The following is an 18,246-nucleotide window of genomic DNA, read 5'->3' as shown; positions in this document are numbered from 1 at the left end:
TGTTCATTTGTAAATTTCGTCATAAAAAAACTACACCTCCAATTGTTAGTTGTGTCTAACAATTGGGGTGCAGTTCAAAACTGGGATGCGTTTTTATATTTCTCTTTCTAACGATGGGCTCTTGCTTACTCTGATAAACTTTAATTAAACGAACAATCACTATCAATAAAATAAACATCAGCATTAAAAATTGAAGATTTGACAAATCCCCTCACTTTTGTTTGTGTCATTATACATTTATTTCCTATTGCGCTACTTGCCAAGTAAAACAATAGCAACCAAGCTATCGGAAGGAAAAGCCGCTTTCTATTACATCTTGCTTATCTCATTCACTTTATGACGGCTATTTTCAGTAAAGTAATGAATTTGAACGATTTGGAAGGAATAGGACTAGTTAAAATAGAAGGTCCATAGAGAGACAAACATGAAGGAGTGATTGGATGCGATTAACAAAAGGAATTACTGGTTTTGATGCCGACCATTTAATCGAACAAGATATGCGCATGTTTCAATCGATGGTGTACCATTTAGCAACAAGTGAACAGCGAGCGAAAGTACGACATTTTATTGATCAGCCGCATTTTGTCTATATGCAAGCAGTAGTGGAAATGGAGGGGGAATTGGTGACCATTCTTCACCATCGCTGGATGCCGTATATTGCCTTTGCAAAATTGGATGAAGAGCTTTGCTTTGCCTTTTTATCGAGGCAACAGCTACACAAATATTTTCCGATGCGAAAATGTTTGGAAGCAGCAACACTGAATACGTTACTGGAAAAAGACCGTGCCTTGCATAGTCTATCTGCTATGGAGTGGAAGAACATTGCCTATTTCAAAAGTGAAACTATTGGGGACGTCATGTTTCATGCTTGTGATTGATTAGGACCAATTACTCATGATGAAAGTTGCTATAAAATACACAAAATTGACCAAGTTATTTCTGGAAATATAGCAAAAATTCCTAAAGCCACCAATCTTTCTTTGAAAATGATAGATTACTTTTTATGGAATAGATTCGGAAAATAAGGAGTTTTTGCATATGTCATTCAAAACAATCAGTAGAAGAATTGTTTTTTCCTTTAGCATTGTCATTACGATCATGACGTTATATATCGTGTACAACTATTTTGCTATTAAGCAAAGTAACCATGCAACAGAACAAATTGTTGAGCAAGAATTACAGCTATTAACGACAGATTACGAGCAAGCGCAAACCATCGATTTAAGAATAGCTGCTGCTAGAGGCTATGTATTATCTGGCGATGAAAAGTATAAAGCTATTTTTCAAGATAATGTCGCACGTGCAGCGAGCAGCGAAGAACAACGATTAGCCATAACAAGCTCTGAAGATTTCAACAAACTTGCAGAAATGGCGAAGGAATGGAATCGCTATATTGAACAACAAGTATTTGCTGTTTATGATCAAGGTAATGTGGAGCTTGCGATTCAAAACATCACAAAAATGGATGCAACAGCAACAACCATTCGTGAAGGCTATGAAGGTTTAGCAGAGCAACGCAAGCAAGCGATCAATGAAGTAGGCGCTGACATGATAGTTGCTGGAGAGAATAAGCAGCTTATTGGCATCGTCGTAGGTATACTCATTTTTGTCATAGCGATTATTGTTGAGTTGTTGAGTGCCCGCGGTATATCAAGACCTATTATGACATTAACGGAGCGAATGCAACGAATGACGAATGGGGATTTAAGCGGTCCTCCTTTAAAGATTCAATCGAAAGACGAAGTGGGTCAGCTAATGGAGGCAACCAATACGATGGCGGATATTTTGAATCGTTTATTGAAGCATATTCAAACGGTATCGAATGACGTAGCCGCCCATAGTGAGGAGCTATTGCAATCAACATCAGAAGTAAAGACGGGGACAGACCAAATCGTCCATACGATGACAGAAATTGCAAGTGGGACAGATGAGCTAGCCAGCCATACGACAGATGTTGCAACTTCCATGAATGACTTTGCAGGAAAAGTAACCTCTGTTCATCAAGGCAATAAAGACGTTCAGCACTATTCTCAGGATGTTATAGCTTTAACAAAGGAGGGACGGGACTTAATGTCCTCCTCTACTAAGCAGATGGGAACGATTCAACATATTGTGAAGGATGCAGTAGATCAGGTCGATGGATTAAGCAAGCAAACACAAGAAATCTCAAAGCTTGTCACGGTCATTCAAACTATTGCAGCACAAACAAATTTACTAGCTTTGAACGCAGCCATTGAAGCAGCCAGAGCGGGGGAACAGGGCAAAGGATTTGCCGTAGTGGCCAATGAGGTACGAAAATTAGCCGAGCAAGTGTCATATTCTGTGGAAGATATTACGGGTATTGTCCGTAATATTCAGGATGGTTCTAATCGAGTGACCGCTTCTCTTGAGCAGGGCTATAGTGAAGTGGAGAAAGGGGCATTGCAAATTACAACGACCAACGCAACGTTCCATCATATTGCCGACACAATTGAGGCCATTGCTTCAAATATTGAGGGGATGTCCTCTGAGCTAGATGATGTCGTTCACAATACTGTCACGATTAATCAATCCATAGATGAAATGGCAGCTATTTCCGAGCAGTCAGCTGCAGGCATACAGGAGACCTCTGCCACGATTGAACAGTCCGCTAGCTCTATGGAAGAAATTAAACATAGTGCTGAGCATCTAGCAGAGATGGCCGAGCAATTAAATGGTTTAATACGTCGATTTAAACTGTAACGATTTGTCCCGTGAATTTCAAACTTCCATCACATTTACGCTGTATACTAATGTATTGGAAGGTGGAATCATTTTGAGAAAATATTTACTTTTATTACTAATGAGTACTTTATTCATGGCACCTGCTGCCTACGCCCATACGATGGATAAAAGTACACTATTTACGGATGTCCCTGAAACAACTTCAACTATTCAGGACATAATGGTGTTACATAGTATTGGGCTTCTTGGGTATAATGGCAAAGATATGGCCTTAAACCCAACTGACAACCTATCACGCAAAGATTTTGCAAGCTGGGTTGGTGGCTTCTTTGGACTTGAAGGAGCAACGGTGGATGAATTAGCACAAGCAGCACAAAAAGAAGAATACATTTCTTCCTTAGAGGGCGACCTTACATACAAGGAAATAAATACAGCACTTTTTCATCATAAACTTGAAGTAGAAAACCCAGATGCGACGATGACGAAGGAGGAATATATTACCTTCTTAACGGAACACCTAGATGTTGATATGGGCGGCCATACGCTTCTTCAAATGGGTGGCTTCGCTGAAGGTCCAACTGGTACTATTGAAGATGTCGTGACAGGTGATGAAACGGGCATTATCATCAACGGTAAAACGTATATGCTGTCAGGACATCCTCGCATTTTTGCGGAATCAACGGATGCTAAAAGCTGGGTAGGTCAACAGCTAGAACGTTCTATTTTTACGACAGCAGGCGATCACCATCATGGACATGATGACAATCAAGAAGAAGGACATGGGGATCATGCAGAAGGACATGGCGACAGCCATGATGCGCCAGCATCCAATGAAGCCACACTTCAATATGTGCAAATCAGCTCTGCTCAGGTAGCAGCAGATGACACGAAAGAAGTACAGTCTTCGAATGCCACACCAAGAGAAGAGCAGCAAACGGATGAAACAACATCATCTAACTCAAACACAGTGTGGATCATTGCTATCCTAGTCGTGCTCGCGGCTATTTTTGCCTTTGTTTTTGTGAAGAGAAAAAAATAATTGAGAGTCATAAGAACCAACAAAGATGGACATCATCCTTTGTTGGTTTTTTTGATTCACTTCATATACGGTATACATGGAATCGTGGTATGACAGCCATGAACCGTCATAAAATCTTCATCCCTCACAAGCGAATTTCATGCATAATCCAGTAATTTTACACAAAATTGAATAACCACAAGCCTGTTCGGTATATAAATAGGATACGATCATTTTTAGGCTGAGGAGTGTGTAAATGGCAACACTTGTAGTAAAGAGAAGTATTATGCATCGGTACCAAAGCATTGGGCAGGCAATTGAAGAGGCTATGCCTGGGGATATGATTGAAATTCGGGATGGAATTTATGAGGAGAGCTTGGATATTTCGAAGCGGCTTACATTGTACGGAGTTGGCAATGTCACAATTAAAGGTGGCGTTTTTATTCGCTACCAGACCCATGTAGATATGCGCAATTTACGTTTTCGCCAAGGGCAGGGACTTTATGTAAAAGGAGATTTACAGCTAGAAAATTGTATTATTGAGGAGCAATTGATTCGCACGCAGATTATGGTCAGCTATGGTAGTTTACTGATGAAAAATTGTGCTGTGCTTGCTACACCGCTCAATCATTTTGGTCTACGTGTTGCTAATGGTTCCAGTGTTATTCTCGTTGATACAACACTTGAGCATCATGTGAAAGCTCAAATTATTGCGCAAAACTGTGAGATGACATTAAGCAATTGTCTGCTGCTCGAAGGGAAGAAACATGGTATTTTTGCGATTCGTCATGTGAAGATGGTCATGGAGGATTGTGAAATTCATGGTCATGAAAAGGAGCAAATTGTAGCGGCGTCTAGTGAGCTGGAAATAACTAATTGCTTGATTCATCAAGGACAGGGAGTAGGTATTCAGCTATTTGATGATGCGATTTTACGGATGGATGGCTGTGAAATCAACCATCATCAAGACACGAATATGATCGTGCACTGTAGCGAGGTGATGGTATCTGATTCAATTTTTTCAGATGGGCAGGGACTCGGGCTGTACTTGGGAGAAAAAACAGTGGCTAAGTTTTATGACTGTCAGTTTCATCGACATGTGAAAGCACAAATGCTGATAGAAAACAGCAAGGCAGAGTTTCGCAAATGTCACGTCCTTAATGGATTGGCGGTGGGTATGTCCATCGTAGATGAAGCAGACGTTTCGATGACCGAATGTCTAATTCAAAACCATCAGCAATTTCATATTATTGTGGATGCAAGCGGGCTACAGCTTCATCAATCGACAATTCAATTAGGGCAATCTGGTGGTATTTATGGCAATGATCATGCCAAAATTATGCTTGAACATACAAACATACGTGAACTAGAAAGGCATCATGTTTATATGAACAATGCGCGTTTATTTACACAGCATTGTACATTTGAACAAATGAAAGGCAACGGGATTACATGTATCGATGCCATTTTTGAGGTAGCTAACAGCCATTTCAAAGACTGTCAGGACAGTACGTATGCGATTATGTGGTCTGATCGCTCTATGGGACGTATTGAGCATTGCCAAGTAGATGAAGCAGCCCGCCCATTTTTAGCGGTGTCCAATCAATCTTTACTAGAAATACGTGATACAGATTTAAGTGCCGTAAAAGCTCCTGCGGTGGTACAAGAGAACAGTCAGTTATATGTGCAAAAGCATGTTCAAACTACAACTTGGCATAAGGATACGACTTCTAGAGTATCACAAATAGAGAGGGTACAAACAAATTATGAAAGCAAAAAGAAATGCTGAAAAATGATATTAAAAAAATAATTTAATAACCGATTATACAACTAAGATAAGTAGTTTCAATTTTGAAATTACTTTTTTTATGGCGGCATCGAGAAAGTTTCGATTTTAAATAAATGGGTAAAGTAATATGTTTGGGTCAAAAATGATGTGATAAATGGCAGTGAAAACTCTATAATTCGACAAATTGACTGATTATTTTTATAATGGTATAGACAACCTCTTTTCAATTTCTGTAATATTCCGAAATATTAGGGAGTAAAATGGAATAATCTTTTGTAAATGTTATTTTTTATATAATAAAGTTTCAAATTGATGTAAAAAAAATATTAAGAAATTATAGATAATAGATTGATTAGTTTCAATAAATTAGCCTATAATTAGTAAAAATGGTTCATATCTAAAGATGATAATATGTTATTTGTGAAGTGTGTGTAATTTGTTTAAAATAATAATAAAAAAGGAGTGGAGGTGATAAGAGATGTTTGGGCTGACAAAGGAGGAAATTCTTTTAATGTTAGAGGAAATTGAATTAGCAGAGAAGCAAAAAAGTGCGATTGCTGATATCTTACATCTAAACAATATGCGAATAGAACAACAGCTGGCATTATTGATCCATTTAATTATCGATGAGCGCGAACGAACTATTTCTAACCATACATATTTAAATTAACCTATATATAGATGCAAAAAATCACAAGGGCAAATTCGTAAGCCCTTGTGATTTTTTATTTTTGCCTTTATTATAATTTTTTAGTAAAACAAATGATACGGTTCGCTTCCGTAAACCCGAGTTGTACATGTACTTGTAGACTTTCAATATTGTCCCATTCGCAATCGCTGGCAAACTCTGAGCACCCCATATGCTTGGCCCATTGTTCGCAATGCACCACAAGCTGTCTAGCATAGCCTTGCTGTCGAAAGCTTTCCATAACAAATAAGCCTTCTAAATAGCCGACTGGACTAGAGTCTGTACCCTCTACATAATCTGTTCGTAGCTGACATTGGGCAAAGCCAATCGCCTTGTCATCGTCGTAAGCTAAGAAAATGGCTGCCTGGTCATCCTTCAATACTTGTGTCATGCTTTCCGTAAATTCCTCTACCGTATGATTGGGCCACAATAATAAAGCTAATGTGGCAGCAGTAAGAGCATCCTGTTGCTTTGCTTGTAGAATCATCTACTATTCCTCCATTCTTTTCATTCAATAAAAAACGAAACAAAAATCTAATTTACACGTACAAACTAGTAAGAGCTTCTGTCGTTGATGTGCTTTCTACCATTATATACAGGGAATACATGTAAAAAAAGGGATAAATCCACATCGACTGCGAAGAGAGGGGAACCGATATGTCATTATTACAATCGTTAATTGAACAGGCTAAAAACCCAAAAGGATGGATTGGCTCATGGATGCTACGGATCATGAATATCGCTCATCATGGCATGAATAGCTGGTTTATTCGACAAGGTGCCATCAATGATGGGGACCATGTGTTAGACATTGGCTGTGGCGGGGGGAAAACACTCCGGATTTTATCGAAATTGAATCCCAATGGTATAATTTATGGGATTGATATTTCTGCACAGGCAGTAAAGGAATCCATCAAAATGAATGAAGCGAATGTCGCAAGTGGCAGTATGATTGTTAAGGAGGCAAGTGTGTCTCAAATACCATATGAGGCCCAATTTTTTGATGCCATAACAGCTTTTCAAACCCATTATTTTTGGCCCTCATTGGAACATGATGTTGGGGAAGTTTGGAGAGTATTGAAAAATGGTGGGAAATTTATTGTCATCGCCGAGTACTACAAAATGAATTACCATATGGAGGCTTTCCAAACACCCGCAGCTATGAAAGAATTATTGAAACAAACCGGTTTCCAAACGGTATATATAAGTGAAAAAACAAGTAAAGGATGGTTATGTATCACGGCCATTAAATAATACATAAACGTGGGAGGTTATACGATGAAAAGATGTTCATGGGTCAAGCTAGATCAGCCGTTATATGTAGATTATCATGATAAAGAATGGGGAGTACCCGTCTATGTTGATCAGCATTTATTCGAGATGCTTTGTTTAGAGGGTGCACAGGCAGGACTTAGCTGGTGGACGATTTTACAAAAGCGAGAGGGCTATCGAGAGGCATTTGACCAATTCGATGCGAAGAAAATTATATTTTATTCAGAGGACAAGCTTTTGGAATTACAGCAAGACACACGGATTGTGCGCAATAAATTAAAAATAGCTAGCGTTGTGACGAATGCGAAAGCATTTCTACAAATACAAGAAAAATATGGCTCGTTTTCTGAATATATTTGGGGGTTTGTCGATCATCAACCAATCATCAATGAATGGTCATCTATGGCAGAGGTACCAGTGACAACAGATCGCAGTGATCGGATGAGTAAGCAATTGAAGAAGGACGGCTTTAAATTTGTGGGTAGTACGATTTGTTATTCATTTATGCAGGCTGTCGGTATGGTCAATGATCATATAACGGATTGCTGCTGTCGACAAGAGGAACTTGCATGAGCATTAAACATATCCAATCTCAGCTAGCCAAGCAAGCGACAATATTCCAGACGGGTGGCTTCCGTCCAACCCATGAGCTTTTAGAAAGTTGGATTGGCTATGTGGGATGGTCTTTACTAGAGGAGAATCGACCTTCCGATTTTCAACCGCTTGCTACACTATTTTTAAAAGATTTGCCCTATGTTCCTCAAGCTTTACAGCCGTTTCAATTGGTCACTCTATTTGTCCATGAGAATATTTTCGATCATCTCATGGAGGATGATTTGAGCACCTATTTTGAAATAAGAGCCTACACCACCCTAGAAAACCTAGTACAGCGGGACTGGCAGCACGACCGTATTCGAGCCTTTCCTTTGCAGGCAGAGCATATTCACAATGATTATCCAGTATGGGATGGCGGGGGTATACCTGCACAAATAGAAGAGGACATACTAAGATTGGAGCATGAAGAGGGCCTAAATTATTTTGACGACATCCTTGAAGACATGTATCCGCAACACAAAATTGGCGGCTACCCGACCTTTTGTCAAAGTGGCTATGATTTTGGTGAAGATACACCTTTTGTCTTCCAAATTGCCTCAGATGCCAAGGCACAACTGAATATTGTGGATAATGGCAATTTTTATTTCTTTTATAATCCAACAGCACAGACATGGCACGTCTATTGTGATTTTTATTAATATCGTTAACGCTTAGCCCTAAAATGGATTGTGATATCAATCATGTTTTGAATGAAAAATAAACCTAAATACGCGCCTGTCAGTAGAAAAATGGGATTTAGGAAAACAGCGTGAATCGTTGTCATAAAGACCACATCCTCCAGAATAATCTGCGTTATAGAGGTAGCGGCAATATAGCCAAAAAGAATGGCAGACACGGCACCTAATGCATTGAAAACAAGACGCATTTTATCACTTTTTTGCTGAAGATAGACCATGAGAGCAGGTATGACAATGATGGTAACTAGTATGAATACGTTCATCAACACACATCCTTTTTTCTCAGGATGCCCTTGTTAGCTGGTACATAAACCAAAGATATAGAGGAGGGGAATAAGGTGAGACGGCAAGATGGGGAGATGAAACAAGTAAAGAAGATGAAGAAAATGGAGCACAAAACAGTCGTCAAGAATGGTATAGGCTTTGGTTCTGTTTTAGCGATCACAATTTCATGGAGTGTCCATCATTCCATCATATGGGCAATCATTCATGGCTGCTTTAGCTGGCTCTACGTTCTCTATTATGCATTTACTCGCTAAACTTTAAAGCATACCTATCAGCTAAGTATTTGTTTAATCCAAAATAATATGGGGTACAAACAAAGTAACGTTCATAAATATTGACTAACAAGCATAAATAACAAAGTGCTCTATTTCGAGAGTACAAACTTATCAGTATGAACGTAGAAGAAAGGTTGATAGTATGACACATCAAGTAACGGCATTAAGTAATGTAAATGGAAAAGCTACCGGCGTGGAAGGTATTTTACAAAATGTAGCATTTATTTTATCGACGTTTACGGTCTCTTGCCCGCAACGGGAATGGAGTATTCGATCAGATATCCGTAAACTCTTCCAACGTATGAAAAAATTGAATACCAAACGCTTGATTGAGTGTATCCAGCGTTTTGAACCGAGAGCGGTTGTAGTGGAAGTTGATTATTTGGGCGACGTTTATCGAGGAAAACTAGAGCCCATCGTGAAAGTAATTATTAATGAATAAGCCAATAAATTCTGCCAGGATTCAACCTGGCAGACAATAAAATAAAAAGTTCGTTACCATTTATCCGATTCCAGAAAACTTTAAGCAATGCTTCTTCTGATGACAATAATTTGTTGGCAATCAACGATAATAGGAGAAGCTGCTTCATCTGTGACGTCCAAGAATGTGGCACAGCACGTTTTAGAATCTAGGCTGATGAAAAAGACATCAGCTAAGCTAAACCCACCTGCTAGCACTACGTCTACAAGTGTGCCCATAGGCAGACATCTTAATTGATGGCAAATACAGCCCTTACAATCGTTTTTGGAACAACAATCTTTTTCATGGCATTTTTCTTCATTCTGGCAAGGGCATTTTTCTTCCTTATGTTCGCATTTACACATATGCTCACATTTTTTCTCCCAGCATTTTTTCGATTCGTCTTTTTGTTGACCCCAGTTCATATAATGATTAAATCTACAATCTTGCATTTTTTAATCTCCCTTATGGTTAATTTTTAGTAGTGGTCGCGCAACCCTTACACCTCTAATCTATGAACGAATCAAATAGAGTTCTTGGTAATTTGCCCTTTGAATAGAAAAATGGAAACTTTGTCGTACATATCTAACAGTTTTTAGGGGTGAACTACTAGATTTCTGCCTGTTAATAAGAAGGTGAAATGGAGCGAGTATATGAAGAGATTACTTCAAGGTTTCTTTTTATTAATGTTCGCTATAGTGGTGATATCGTGGCTGATTGTAGAAAAACAGCCTTCACCAATACCCGTAAGTACTTCTAATTCTCCGACCTATGCTGAAGAGTTTAGTGAAAAATTACAAGTGACTAATTTTACACAGAAAATCATACAAGCGGTGCGAAAGGCAGGATATTCTCCAGATAGTACGGTAGGCTATTTAGTAGATTCCCCCAACCATCAAATCATCACTATCCAATTACATGATGGTAGTGAAATAGAAAAAAGCACAGAAAGTGAGATTCAATCGATTATCCATGAGCTAGCCAAAGAAGATAATATGGGAGCATTTATAGTGAATGTGGAGCTACTAGAAATAAAATAAGAAAGCGGGAGACACATAATGCATGTGTCTCTTTTGCATAGTAGGGGCATGGTATAATGGAATGAAGAGGTGAGGGTCTATGAAAATATTAGTTTTGGGTGCAACAGGACGTGTGGGAAGGCAAATTGTTGAGTTCGCGTTAAAAGATCAACATGAAGTAACGACATTTGTCCGTGATCCCCATAAATTACAGCTAGACAATAAGAACTTACATATGTTTCAGGGAAATGTCTTAAATAAGAAAGATCTCGAACAGGCTATGGTGAATGTGGATGTAGTAGTAAGTGCGTTAAATACAGATGGTAACGATACTTTATCTTCTAGTATATCGCTCATACTTGAGGTGATGGAGCAGCATACGATTAAGAGAATCATTACGATTGGCACTGCGGGTATTTTACAAAGTCGAGTGTCACCAACGATTCTTCGTTATCAATCAACGGAATCCAAACGAAAATCTACGTTTGCTGCTAAGGAGCATCAGTATGTTTTTGAACAATTACACATTTCCAATGTTGATTGGACAATCGTTTGTCCAACCTATTTACCAGATGGATCGTTTACAGGAGTCTATCGAGTGGAGCGCAATTTTTTACCCGAAGGAGGCAGTGAAATATCAGTAGCCGATACAGCCTCCTTTGCTTATCAACAAATCTTCAGCAAGGAATTCATTAAAACGCGAGTAGGGATTGCCTATTAAAAAGAGGGTAGAAAAATGAGAATCATTCATACGATCATTGGCCTGCTCATTACATTTATTGGGCTTGCCCTGCTCAATATAACGATGGATCTGCCATTCGAAATAGGATGGTAAAAGTATAGGGCTTCAACCTTATGTCTGTTGGGATGTTTTATCTTAAAGAAATGGCAAAATTGGATAGGTAATAGCATCGTTAAGGAATGGGTTCCTTCAATGGACAGGGTTTTAATAGGAATAGCGGATACTTAGCTTCTAAGGGTGAGAAAGTATATGGATATTTTCCTTTTTATAGAAGGTTTGCTATACTTTATGTCGAATATATATCATTGAAGAGGTGATTGTATGGACAAAGAGATATCAAACAACTATCAATATCCTGAACACCTAGCCAATCAAGATGGAATCGAAAAGACAGAGTTATATGTCATAAAGATAACGAAGGAACAAGTGGATAGGTTGATTGAGGATATCGATCAAACATTAAAGGCGTCTACCTGAAGTCTTTGGCCACTTATATTGGGGAAGTGGCCCCAAAAAAATTTTTTGAGTAGGCTAAATTTGCTTCACATTACTGTATGTAACCTGAATTGTTTAAACTGATATCATAGGCTCAAACCCTTAGCATCCTGCACTTTTTATTTATGAATGGGAACTAGACTAGGTATTAGGCAAATGAAAAATTGAGGAGCAAGTAGGAATAGATGCAAAAATTAAGAGGTCCCTACTTCCTCACCGGTTTAGACATACCTTTGCAACCGAGTTTTTGACAAAAGGTGCTAATCTTTCTTTTATTTCAGATGAATGAACACCGTCCGAAATCGGGTCAAAGGGCTTGGTGCTACTAAAGTTTCATATACCTTTATCGTAGTTGCCTGTATAAAGCAATTTTTTCTTAAGAAAAAACTTTAGGAATTAAAATACAAAAAATATTTTATCTAGATTATGAAAGGAGCTGAGCTGTTTTATGATTTATAAATTGGATAAAAAAGACTACTACAAAATAAAAAGGTTACTACAAACACCTGATCAAAAGAATGATTTAACATTAAATTCAATAATTAATGGTATGAATAGAGGGACAATTTATGTAGACAATCTGCAAGAACCCAATACAGCTCTAATAGATGTAACAGGAATTAGCAGTATTTTTATTGGGAATGCGACCAATAAACAGTTTATTAATTCTTTACGTGATTTTCTTGATAATGAATTAAAAATTGATACGTATGAATCGTGTGGTGGAACCTGGTTTATTGCAGTCATAAAAGATGAGATATGGGAACAAGTATTAGAAAATGTTATTGCTCATAAAGAATACGAACCAGATTATGAGTTGTATTATCAATTCAATCCTGAAGCTTTCGTTTCTTTAAAAGAGCAATACAAATCTTTACCGGATCATTATCTCATAAAAAAAATTGATACTGAAGTCATTAAGAACGATCCAGATGGAATTCTTTCTGAAGTATTAGAAGAGGTTTGGTATACAATTGATGACTTTAATACTCATGGACTGGGATATTGTATCATCAAGGATAATAAAATAGTAAGTGCATGTTTTTCTTGCTGCGTACACGAGAATAAACATGAAATTAGTGTTGAAACATATGACGAGAAACACATGAATCAAGGATTAGCAACTTTAGTGTGTTCTGCATATTTAGATGATTGTATAAAAAATGGACTAATACCCCAATGGTCAACGATGGAAACAAACCTTGAATCTAAACGTTTAGCAAAAAAACTGGGCTTTGAATTTGAGTCAAAACTAAAAACATTAGAGTTTGAATGGGAATGATAATGAGATACTCTTCATAAGCCCAGAAATGAATTATAATTTTATGAATGATATTAAATATATAGAAACGGTACATTTTGCTAGAAAAAATGTGTTTTCTAATGTAATTTTGAAAAATCAATCATACAATCCACGACATTGTCACGTTTGTTTCATTGGAATGAATTTGAGTCACTAATACTCAAATAAATTAAATTTGTTTGTAATTAATCTATTCTCCCTCTGCACAATTTCTTCTTATTTATAGTTTATAGTATAAGTCGTCAGCGTTTTACGACGTAGAAAGAATGAAGAAATTAGGGGTGAATAAAATGAAATTAAAAGTTTTTGCTGTAACTTTGCTTACTACTGTTGTACTAGGTGCTTGCAATGGAGAAAGTTCTAATGACAATAACTCTAGAATAGAAATGGAGATGCAAAATATTAAGGAGTTGGTGAATGAATATAGCGGGGAAAAAACTAAAGACAAATCTGCTTCAATCACATCGAACCAGCTGATTTTAACTGATAAAGAAGGAAAAGAGTCAGCATATGCTTTGCCAGAAGACGAATTTTTTGTTTCTGTTGCTCCTTACATAAATGAAACTCACCCTTGTACTAACCATAGCTTGACTGGTTGCCAAGGTGAGCTGGCTAATAAGGATGTAGCTGTCTATATTGAAGACTCAAAAGGTAATGTGCTAGTGAACGAAACCATGAAAACTCTAGCTAATGGATTTATTGATTTATGGCTACCTCGTGACCGAACGTATAACATAAAAATGGAGCACAAAGGCAAAACTGTAAAATCGTCATTTTCTACTTATGAAAGCGATGGCACTTGCATTACAACAATGCAATTAAAATAAAAAAGTAGGGTTGTCCAAAAAGTCAGTAAAAGCTGATTATTTGTGGCAGCCCTTTACTATTTATATTTTAAAAATTATAGGTTTAGATTTTGCATTTAAGTTGCATTGTTTATAAAAAAGAGATGGTATTTTTTTAGCATATTCGAATAGTATAAATGGAACTCTCATTGCTAATTTATAACTTAAATTTATTTATTTATTTATTTTACTTTGTAAAGACGCGGATTTTTTACTTAAATGTGTAGCGACTAAATTTACTTGTAGCATTGTTTCGACTTGATCCTTAATTGCTATCGTGAAAATTTGAGTATTGGAACTACTCGTAGCAGCTCCATATGCGATTTCTGATACAGAACCAGCAACTGTTCAGCACTTGCAGAAATTTCTTCAGACGTAGCTGAAATATCTATTAATATAAGTTATTTATTTAATATATAGCATGGTATTTACATGAAAATATAGCGAGAGGTATGAAATAGGTGCTGGATTGAAGAATAAGAGTCAATGAATAATAACTACCATGGAACTGCCGGAATCCCTTCCGTAGATGTAGAAACTGGAGCAACTATTATTTTCCCCCCTAATTATTGAAAAAAATTAGTTAATCAAACAAAAGTCAGATCTTAAATCTTTTTAGATATAACCACTAAAATTCTCCGCTTCCCATTCATGAATAGCATGCTGTTCTGTCTCCAACACCTTCTCCATATAAATGATAGTCGTTTCTATCTTTTCATGACCGAGGGATTTCATAATTCTATACATATATGGAAAGTATATTTTCCAGCTAGCCTTTTGTCCGAACGATAGTTAAAAATGACTGGAGTATCTATCTTATGTAAAACCTCAATCCTTTTGACATGAAAAGGAATAGTTAAGCGCCAAATAATCACGAATGATTTTAGGATGTCCGCCATTTTCAAGACAAAGTTTACTCGCAATTTTAATTTCCTTCTGATTATAGTGAGATTGCGCACCAATTAAAAATATGCCTGACAGTATCAATAATGTGCCAATCGCCAAAACATATTTTATGACTCTTTTCAATACACGTACCTCCATTTCAAAAGTAATCGCTATCCCTAGTATATGTTGAACGATGAAAGCAATATGTTTATTGACTTATTGTATACACTTGTATACAATAAGTTTAAATTAACGTATACGTTTGTATACAAAAGGAGTGTTTAATGAATGAGAGGTTCAGGCTATAGAGAGCATATGAAGGAAGGTCATCATCGAGGTGGTCGTCACAGAGGAATGGAGGGAACTGCATCACGTGGAGCAAAAACGTTCCGAAGAGGGAGAGCCATTGCCTTTTTAGAAACGTTAAATGTGAAACGTGCAACGATTAAACAGCAATTAGAACAGCCCGAGTTTCAATCCATTCAGCAAATTTTAGTAGGTGAGTTAAAGGCTATTGATATGGTGATCCAAGAATTTAGCCAGCTGTTTGATATACATGAAAGCGAAACAGTAGAAACTGCTGTTGATCATTCACAGATAGAAGAAGGAGATCCTGTGCATGAAAAAAGTGAATAACTATATTGATGCGGTATTTGCCCAGCAGGACCCCATTCTTGAGAATGTTATAGCTTCCATTATGGAACAAGGTATGCCAGCCATTTCTGTTTCTCCTTCATCAGGAAAGCTATTGACGATGCTCGTATCCATTACAGGGGCTCAGGATATTTTAGAAATCGGTGCGTTAGGTGGTTATAGTGGCATCTGTTTAGCGAGAGGAATGGAAGAGGAGGGCACATTAACCTCACTAGAGTTAGAGGAAAAATATGCACAGTTAGCTGCACAAAATCTTGCCAATGCAGGCTTTGCTGAACAAGTGACCTATCTCACTGGGCCTGCCCTTGCAAGCCTTGAAAAGCTTGTAGCGGATGGAAAATGCTTTGATTTTTTCTTTATTGACGCGGATAAGGAAAATTACGAGCATTATTTAACATATTGTATAAAACTAGCAAATACTGGTGCATTAATTGTCACGGATAATGTATTGGCAGCGGGTAGTGTTGCAGACCCAGAAGTGACACCGAAACGATATACAGCCATCATGAAGAAATTTAATCGGCTGGTGGCGAACCACCCACAATTGGAGTCGATCCTTTTACCCATTGGGGATGGCATAACCGTTTCTAAGGTAAAAAAATAATAAAGATTACTCCTCCTTTTATGGTAAAGTATGGTTAGTAACTGAAAAAGGAGAGATGCGTTTGAAACAAGCGTTAGTTGTGATTGATGCACAGCAAGAACTGATAGAAGGTAATCAGGAGGAACAAGCAGTTTATCGCAAAGAAGAATTACTAGAGACCATTAATAAGGTAATTAAAAAGGCTATCGAGGAAAATGTTCAAATTATTTTTGTGCGTGATCAAGATGTGGCTGGTGGAGAGGGAGATGGCTTTGAAGTACATAAAAAAATCCATGTTCCAACATCGGCTGTCTTTTTTGATAAACTCGCTACCAATGCATTCTACAAAACTGGATTGCTGGACTATTTAAAGGATCATGACGTGCAGCATTTGGTAATGATGGGATGTAAAACCGAGCATTGTATGGATACTGCCGTCAGAGCTGCCACTGTTCACGGCTTCGATGTCACAGTTGTCGCTGATGGACATTCCACGAACGGCTCCAAGCATTTAGTACCAGAAGCCATGATCGCACATCATAATGACATATTACACGGTCATTACAATGTTGACCATTTCTCGCTGGTGCGTCAATCAGACGAAGACTTATTTGAGCCTAGCCATTCAACCTACCGCTAATATAATAATGACCAAGAATTTTAGTTCTTGGTCTTTTCTTTTATGTTCTTAATGTTCAAACTACTACATAGAAGACGTTATGATAGAGCAAAAGCTTGTCCAAAAGGATAGTGTTTTTTCAGAAATCTAAATCAGTAACACATTTTTTGCTCCAAAAACTGGAATACAAGCTATACTTAATCCTTTTTATTCAGGGTCACTGTGCGAGCAGTGACCCTAAGTATCAAGTCAGGAGGTGTAAGGCTAAAATTAGCTTTACACTATTATATGTATGTGAAAGTAACTTCGAAAGTTAGTTATCTGCCTGTTCGATAGATTATTTTTTTGAAAGGCGACTAAATCGGGCACAATATGTCGGATGACTCAATTCTATTCTTGCTATTGTTGTGAAAAGGGAGGTTATTCAAGTGGATTCATGTTCACGACTGAATGAAGCGATTGCCTATATTGAGGCCAATTTGACCAATGACATTGATATGAAGGAAGTGGCAAGAAGAGCGTATTGTTCGGAGTATCACTTTAAAAGAATGTTTTCATTTCTCGCAGGTATCTCGCTCTCCGAATACATTCGTCGGAGACGTTTGACACTGGCCGCTCTTGAATTGTCGAACGCCTCAATGAGAATCCTCGATATAGCTGTAATGTATGGGTATAGCTCAGCAGATGCTTTTACAAGAGCCTTTCAGCATTTACATGGGATTACACCGTCAGAGGCGAGGCAAACTGGCCAAACATTCAAAGCTTTTCCACGGATGACCTTCCAATTGACCATCCAAGGAGGAATTGAAATGAATTACCGACTCGAGCAAAGGGAAGCCTTTCACATCGTTGGTTTGATGAAACGCGTACCGATTATTTTTCACGGAGAAAATCCGGACATTGTAAAATTGGCGCAATCCCTAACAACCACAGATATTGAGCAGCTTAAAAAGCTGTCTAATATGGAGCCAAAGGGCATCATCCAAGCTTCTACAAATTTTTCGGAGGGGCGAATGGAGCAAAAGGGAGAACTCGATCATTTTATTGGCGTGGCTACTACAGCAACAACCCCTGAACGCTTTTGCCAACTTGCTGTCCCAGCGAATACATGGGCTGTCTTTACAGTGGTCGGACCTTTCCCGCAAACACTTCAGGAGACATGGGGCCGCATTTATGCTGAGTGGTTTCCATCTTCTAGCTATGAACAGGTTGCTGGCCCTGAAATTGTCAGTCATACGAGCACCGATTTTTCATCACCAACCTTTACAAGTGAAATATGGATACCCATTCACAAAAAAGAGCCTCTTGCGTAATGC

25 protein-coding genes are annotated in these 18,246 nt (G+C 37.9%); 19 read left to right on the top strand and 6 right to left on the bottom strand.

Annotated features, from left to right (window positions below; translation table 11 throughout):
* The first annotated feature begins 440 nt into the window (after positions 1–440).
* The 5 genes from AC07YC_RS17690 to AC07YC_RS17670 all read left to right on the top strand — a co-directional run bounded on the left by AC07YC_RS17690 (position 441) and on the right by AC07YC_RS17670 (position 6,180).
* Positions 441–878 (top strand): hypothetical protein, encoded by a 438-nt coding sequence (locus AC07YC_RS17690; protein ID WP_494920016.1) that lies wholly within the window; start codon positions 441–443, stop codon positions 876–878.
* A gap of 160 nt (positions 879–1,038) precedes the next feature.
* On the top strand, positions 1,039–2,721 hold the full coding sequence (locus tag AC07YC_RS17685) for a methyl-accepting chemotaxis protein (RefSeq protein WP_494920015.1): 1,683 nt from the start codon (positions 1,039–1,041) through the stop codon (positions 2,719–2,721).
* Positions 2,722–2,794: 73 nt separating this feature from the next.
* Entirely contained in the window at positions 2,795–3,742 is a 948-nt protein-coding gene (locus tag AC07YC_RS17680; RefSeq protein ID WP_494920014.1) for a hypothetical protein, read from the top strand.
* 235 nt (positions 3,743–3,977) lie between these two features.
* On the top strand, positions 3,978–5,510 hold the full coding sequence (locus tag AC07YC_RS17675) for a right-handed parallel beta-helix repeat-containing protein (RefSeq protein ID WP_494920013.1): 1,533 nt from the start codon (positions 3,978–3,980) through the stop codon (positions 5,508–5,510).
* A 478-nt stretch (positions 5,511–5,988) separates the two neighbouring features.
* On the top strand, positions 5,989–6,180 hold the full coding sequence (locus tag AC07YC_RS17670) for a hypothetical protein (RefSeq protein WP_036125370.1): 192 nt from the start codon (positions 5,989–5,991) through the stop codon (positions 6,178–6,180).
* Between the two features lie 70 nt (positions 6,181–6,250).
* On the opposite strand, the gene aac(6') is transcribed toward AC07YC_RS17670, so the two are convergent.
* A complete protein-coding gene (gene aac(6') / locus AC07YC_RS17665) occupies positions 6,251–6,685 on the bottom strand; it encodes an aminoglycoside 6'-N-acetyltransferase (RefSeq protein ID WP_494920012.1) in 435 nt (144 codons plus the stop codon).
* 170 nt (positions 6,686–6,855) lie between these two features.
* On the opposite strand from aac(6'), the gene AC07YC_RS17660 reads away from it, so the two are divergent.
* The 3 genes from AC07YC_RS17660 to AC07YC_RS17650 are packed head-to-tail and all read left to right on the top strand — an operon-like array spanning position 6,856 to position 8,723.
* Positions 6,856–7,452, top strand: a complete 597-nt coding sequence (locus AC07YC_RS17660) for a class I SAM-dependent methyltransferase (RefSeq protein ID WP_494920011.1) — start codon at positions 6,856–6,858, stop codon at positions 7,450–7,452.
* Between the two features lie 24 nt (positions 7,453–7,476).
* The gene (locus AC07YC_RS17655) at positions 7,477–8,043 is read left to right on the top strand and encodes a DNA-3-methyladenine glycosylase I (RefSeq protein ID WP_494920010.1); all 567 of its coding nucleotides are present in this window, start codon (positions 7,477–7,479) and stop codon (positions 8,041–8,043) included.
* Positions 8,040–8,723, top strand: coding sequence for a DUF1963 domain-containing protein (locus AC07YC_RS17650; protein ID WP_494920009.1), 684 nt, complete (start codon positions 8,040–8,042; stop codon positions 8,721–8,723). The genes AC07YC_RS17655 and AC07YC_RS17650 overlap by 4 nt, the downstream gene beginning before the upstream one ends.
* A 5-nt stretch (positions 8,724–8,728) precedes the next feature.
* Here the strand turns inward: AC07YC_RS17650 and AC07YC_RS17645 are convergent, their stop codons facing one another.
* The gene (locus tag AC07YC_RS17645; protein ID WP_494920008.1) at positions 8,729–9,025 is read right to left on the bottom strand and encodes a transposase; all 297 of its coding nucleotides are present in this window, start codon (positions 9,023–9,025) and stop codon (positions 8,729–8,731) included.
* 75 nt (positions 9,026–9,100) lie between these two features.
* On the opposite strand from AC07YC_RS17645, the gene AC07YC_RS17640 reads away from it, so the two are divergent.
* Both AC07YC_RS17640 and AC07YC_RS17635 read left to right on the top strand, forming a co-directional pair.
* Complete coding sequence (locus AC07YC_RS17640; RefSeq protein WP_336634980.1) at positions 9,101–9,301, top strand: hypothetical protein; 201 nt, start codon at positions 9,101–9,103, stop codon at positions 9,299–9,301.
* Positions 9,302–9,464: 163 nt separating this feature from the next.
* Positions 9,465–9,764, top strand: coding sequence for a hypothetical protein (locus AC07YC_RS17635; protein ID WP_336634979.1), 300 nt, complete (start codon positions 9,465–9,467; stop codon positions 9,762–9,764).
* Positions 9,765–9,844: 80 nt separating this feature from the next.
* On the opposite strand, the gene AC07YC_RS17630 is transcribed toward AC07YC_RS17635, so the two are convergent.
* Together AC07YC_RS17630 and AC07YC_RS17625 are read right to left on the bottom strand one after the other, a co-directional pair.
* Positions 9,845–10,021 (bottom strand): hypothetical protein, encoded by a 177-nt coding sequence (locus AC07YC_RS17630; RefSeq protein ID WP_494920007.1) that lies wholly within the window; start codon positions 10,019–10,021, stop codon positions 9,845–9,847.
* A gap of 11 nt (positions 10,022–10,032) precedes the next feature.
* On the bottom strand, positions 10,033–10,155 hold the full coding sequence (locus AC07YC_RS17625) for a hypothetical protein (RefSeq protein ID WP_494920006.1): 123 nt from the start codon (positions 10,153–10,155) through the stop codon (positions 10,033–10,035).
* 280 nt (positions 10,156–10,435) lie between these two features.
* Between AC07YC_RS17625 and AC07YC_RS17620 the strand changes: the two genes are divergently transcribed.
* From AC07YC_RS17620 to AC07YC_RS17600, 5 genes are all read left to right on the top strand, one after another.
* Positions 10,436–10,822 (top strand): hypothetical protein, encoded by a 387-nt coding sequence (locus AC07YC_RS17620; protein ID WP_036146115.1) that lies wholly within the window; start codon positions 10,436–10,438, stop codon positions 10,820–10,822.
* A gap of 79 nt (positions 10,823–10,901) precedes the next feature.
* The gene (locus AC07YC_RS17615; RefSeq protein WP_494920005.1) at positions 10,902–11,522 is read left to right on the top strand and encodes an NAD(P)-dependent oxidoreductase; all 621 of its coding nucleotides are present in this window, start codon (positions 10,902–10,904) and stop codon (positions 11,520–11,522) included.
* A gap of 342 nt (positions 11,523–11,864) precedes the next feature.
* Positions 11,865–12,020: a hypothetical protein gene (locus tag AC07YC_RS17610; RefSeq protein ID WP_336634975.1), complete on the top strand. Its 156-nt coding sequence runs from the start codon at positions 11,865–11,867 to the stop codon at positions 12,018–12,020.
* A 466-nt stretch (positions 12,021–12,486) separates the two neighbouring features.
* A complete protein-coding gene (locus AC07YC_RS17605; protein ID WP_494920004.1) occupies positions 12,487–13,320 on the top strand; it encodes a GNAT family N-acetyltransferase in 834 nt (277 codons plus the stop codon).
* Positions 13,321–13,631: 311 nt separating this feature from the next.
* Entirely contained in the window at positions 13,632–14,168 is a 537-nt protein-coding gene (locus AC07YC_RS17600) for a CueP family metal-binding protein (protein ID WP_494920003.1), read from the top strand.
* Positions 14,169–14,801: 633 nt separating this feature from the next.
* Here the strand turns inward: AC07YC_RS17600 and AC07YC_RS17595 are convergent.
* Positions 14,802–14,933, bottom strand: coding sequence for a hypothetical protein (locus AC07YC_RS17595; protein WP_494920002.1), 132 nt, complete (start codon positions 14,931–14,933; stop codon positions 14,802–14,804).
* Positions 14,934–15,014: 81 nt separating this feature from the next.
* A complete protein-coding gene (locus AC07YC_RS17590; protein ID WP_036125393.1) occupies positions 15,015–15,215 on the bottom strand; it encodes a hypothetical protein in 201 nt (66 codons plus the stop codon).
* A 147-nt stretch (positions 15,216–15,362) separates the two neighbouring features.
* On the opposite strand from AC07YC_RS17590, the gene AC07YC_RS17585 reads away from it, so the two are divergent.
* From AC07YC_RS17585 to AC07YC_RS17570, 4 genes are all read left to right on the top strand, one after another.
* Positions 15,363–15,710, top strand: coding sequence for a hypothetical protein (locus AC07YC_RS17585; RefSeq protein ID WP_336634970.1), 348 nt, complete (start codon positions 15,363–15,365; stop codon positions 15,708–15,710).
* Positions 15,694–16,332 carry an O-methyltransferase gene (locus tag AC07YC_RS17580; protein ID WP_494920001.1) on the top strand — a complete coding sequence of 213 codons (639 nt, stop codon included), beginning with the start codon at positions 15,694–15,696 and terminating at the stop codon, positions 16,330–16,332. Before AC07YC_RS17585 ends, AC07YC_RS17580 begins: the two co-directional genes overlap by 17 nt.
* A 61-nt stretch (positions 16,333–16,393) precedes the next feature.
* Entirely contained in the window at positions 16,394–16,951 is a 558-nt protein-coding gene (locus AC07YC_RS17575; protein WP_494920000.1) for an isochorismatase family protein, read from the top strand.
* 407 nt (positions 16,952–17,358) lie between these two features.
* Positions 17,359–18,243 carry an AraC family transcriptional regulator gene (locus AC07YC_RS17570; protein ID WP_494919999.1) on the top strand — a complete coding sequence of 295 codons (885 nt, stop codon included), beginning with the start codon at positions 17,359–17,361 and terminating at the stop codon, positions 18,241–18,243.
* Positions 18,244–18,246: the final 3 nt, after the last annotated feature.

The sequence above is a fragment of the Lysinibacillus sp. GW247-5R2A genome, from assembly GCF_059424475.1.
The sequence above is the reverse complement of the archived record's forward strand: the minus strand, read 5'-3'. Positions and strand labels throughout refer to the sequence as shown.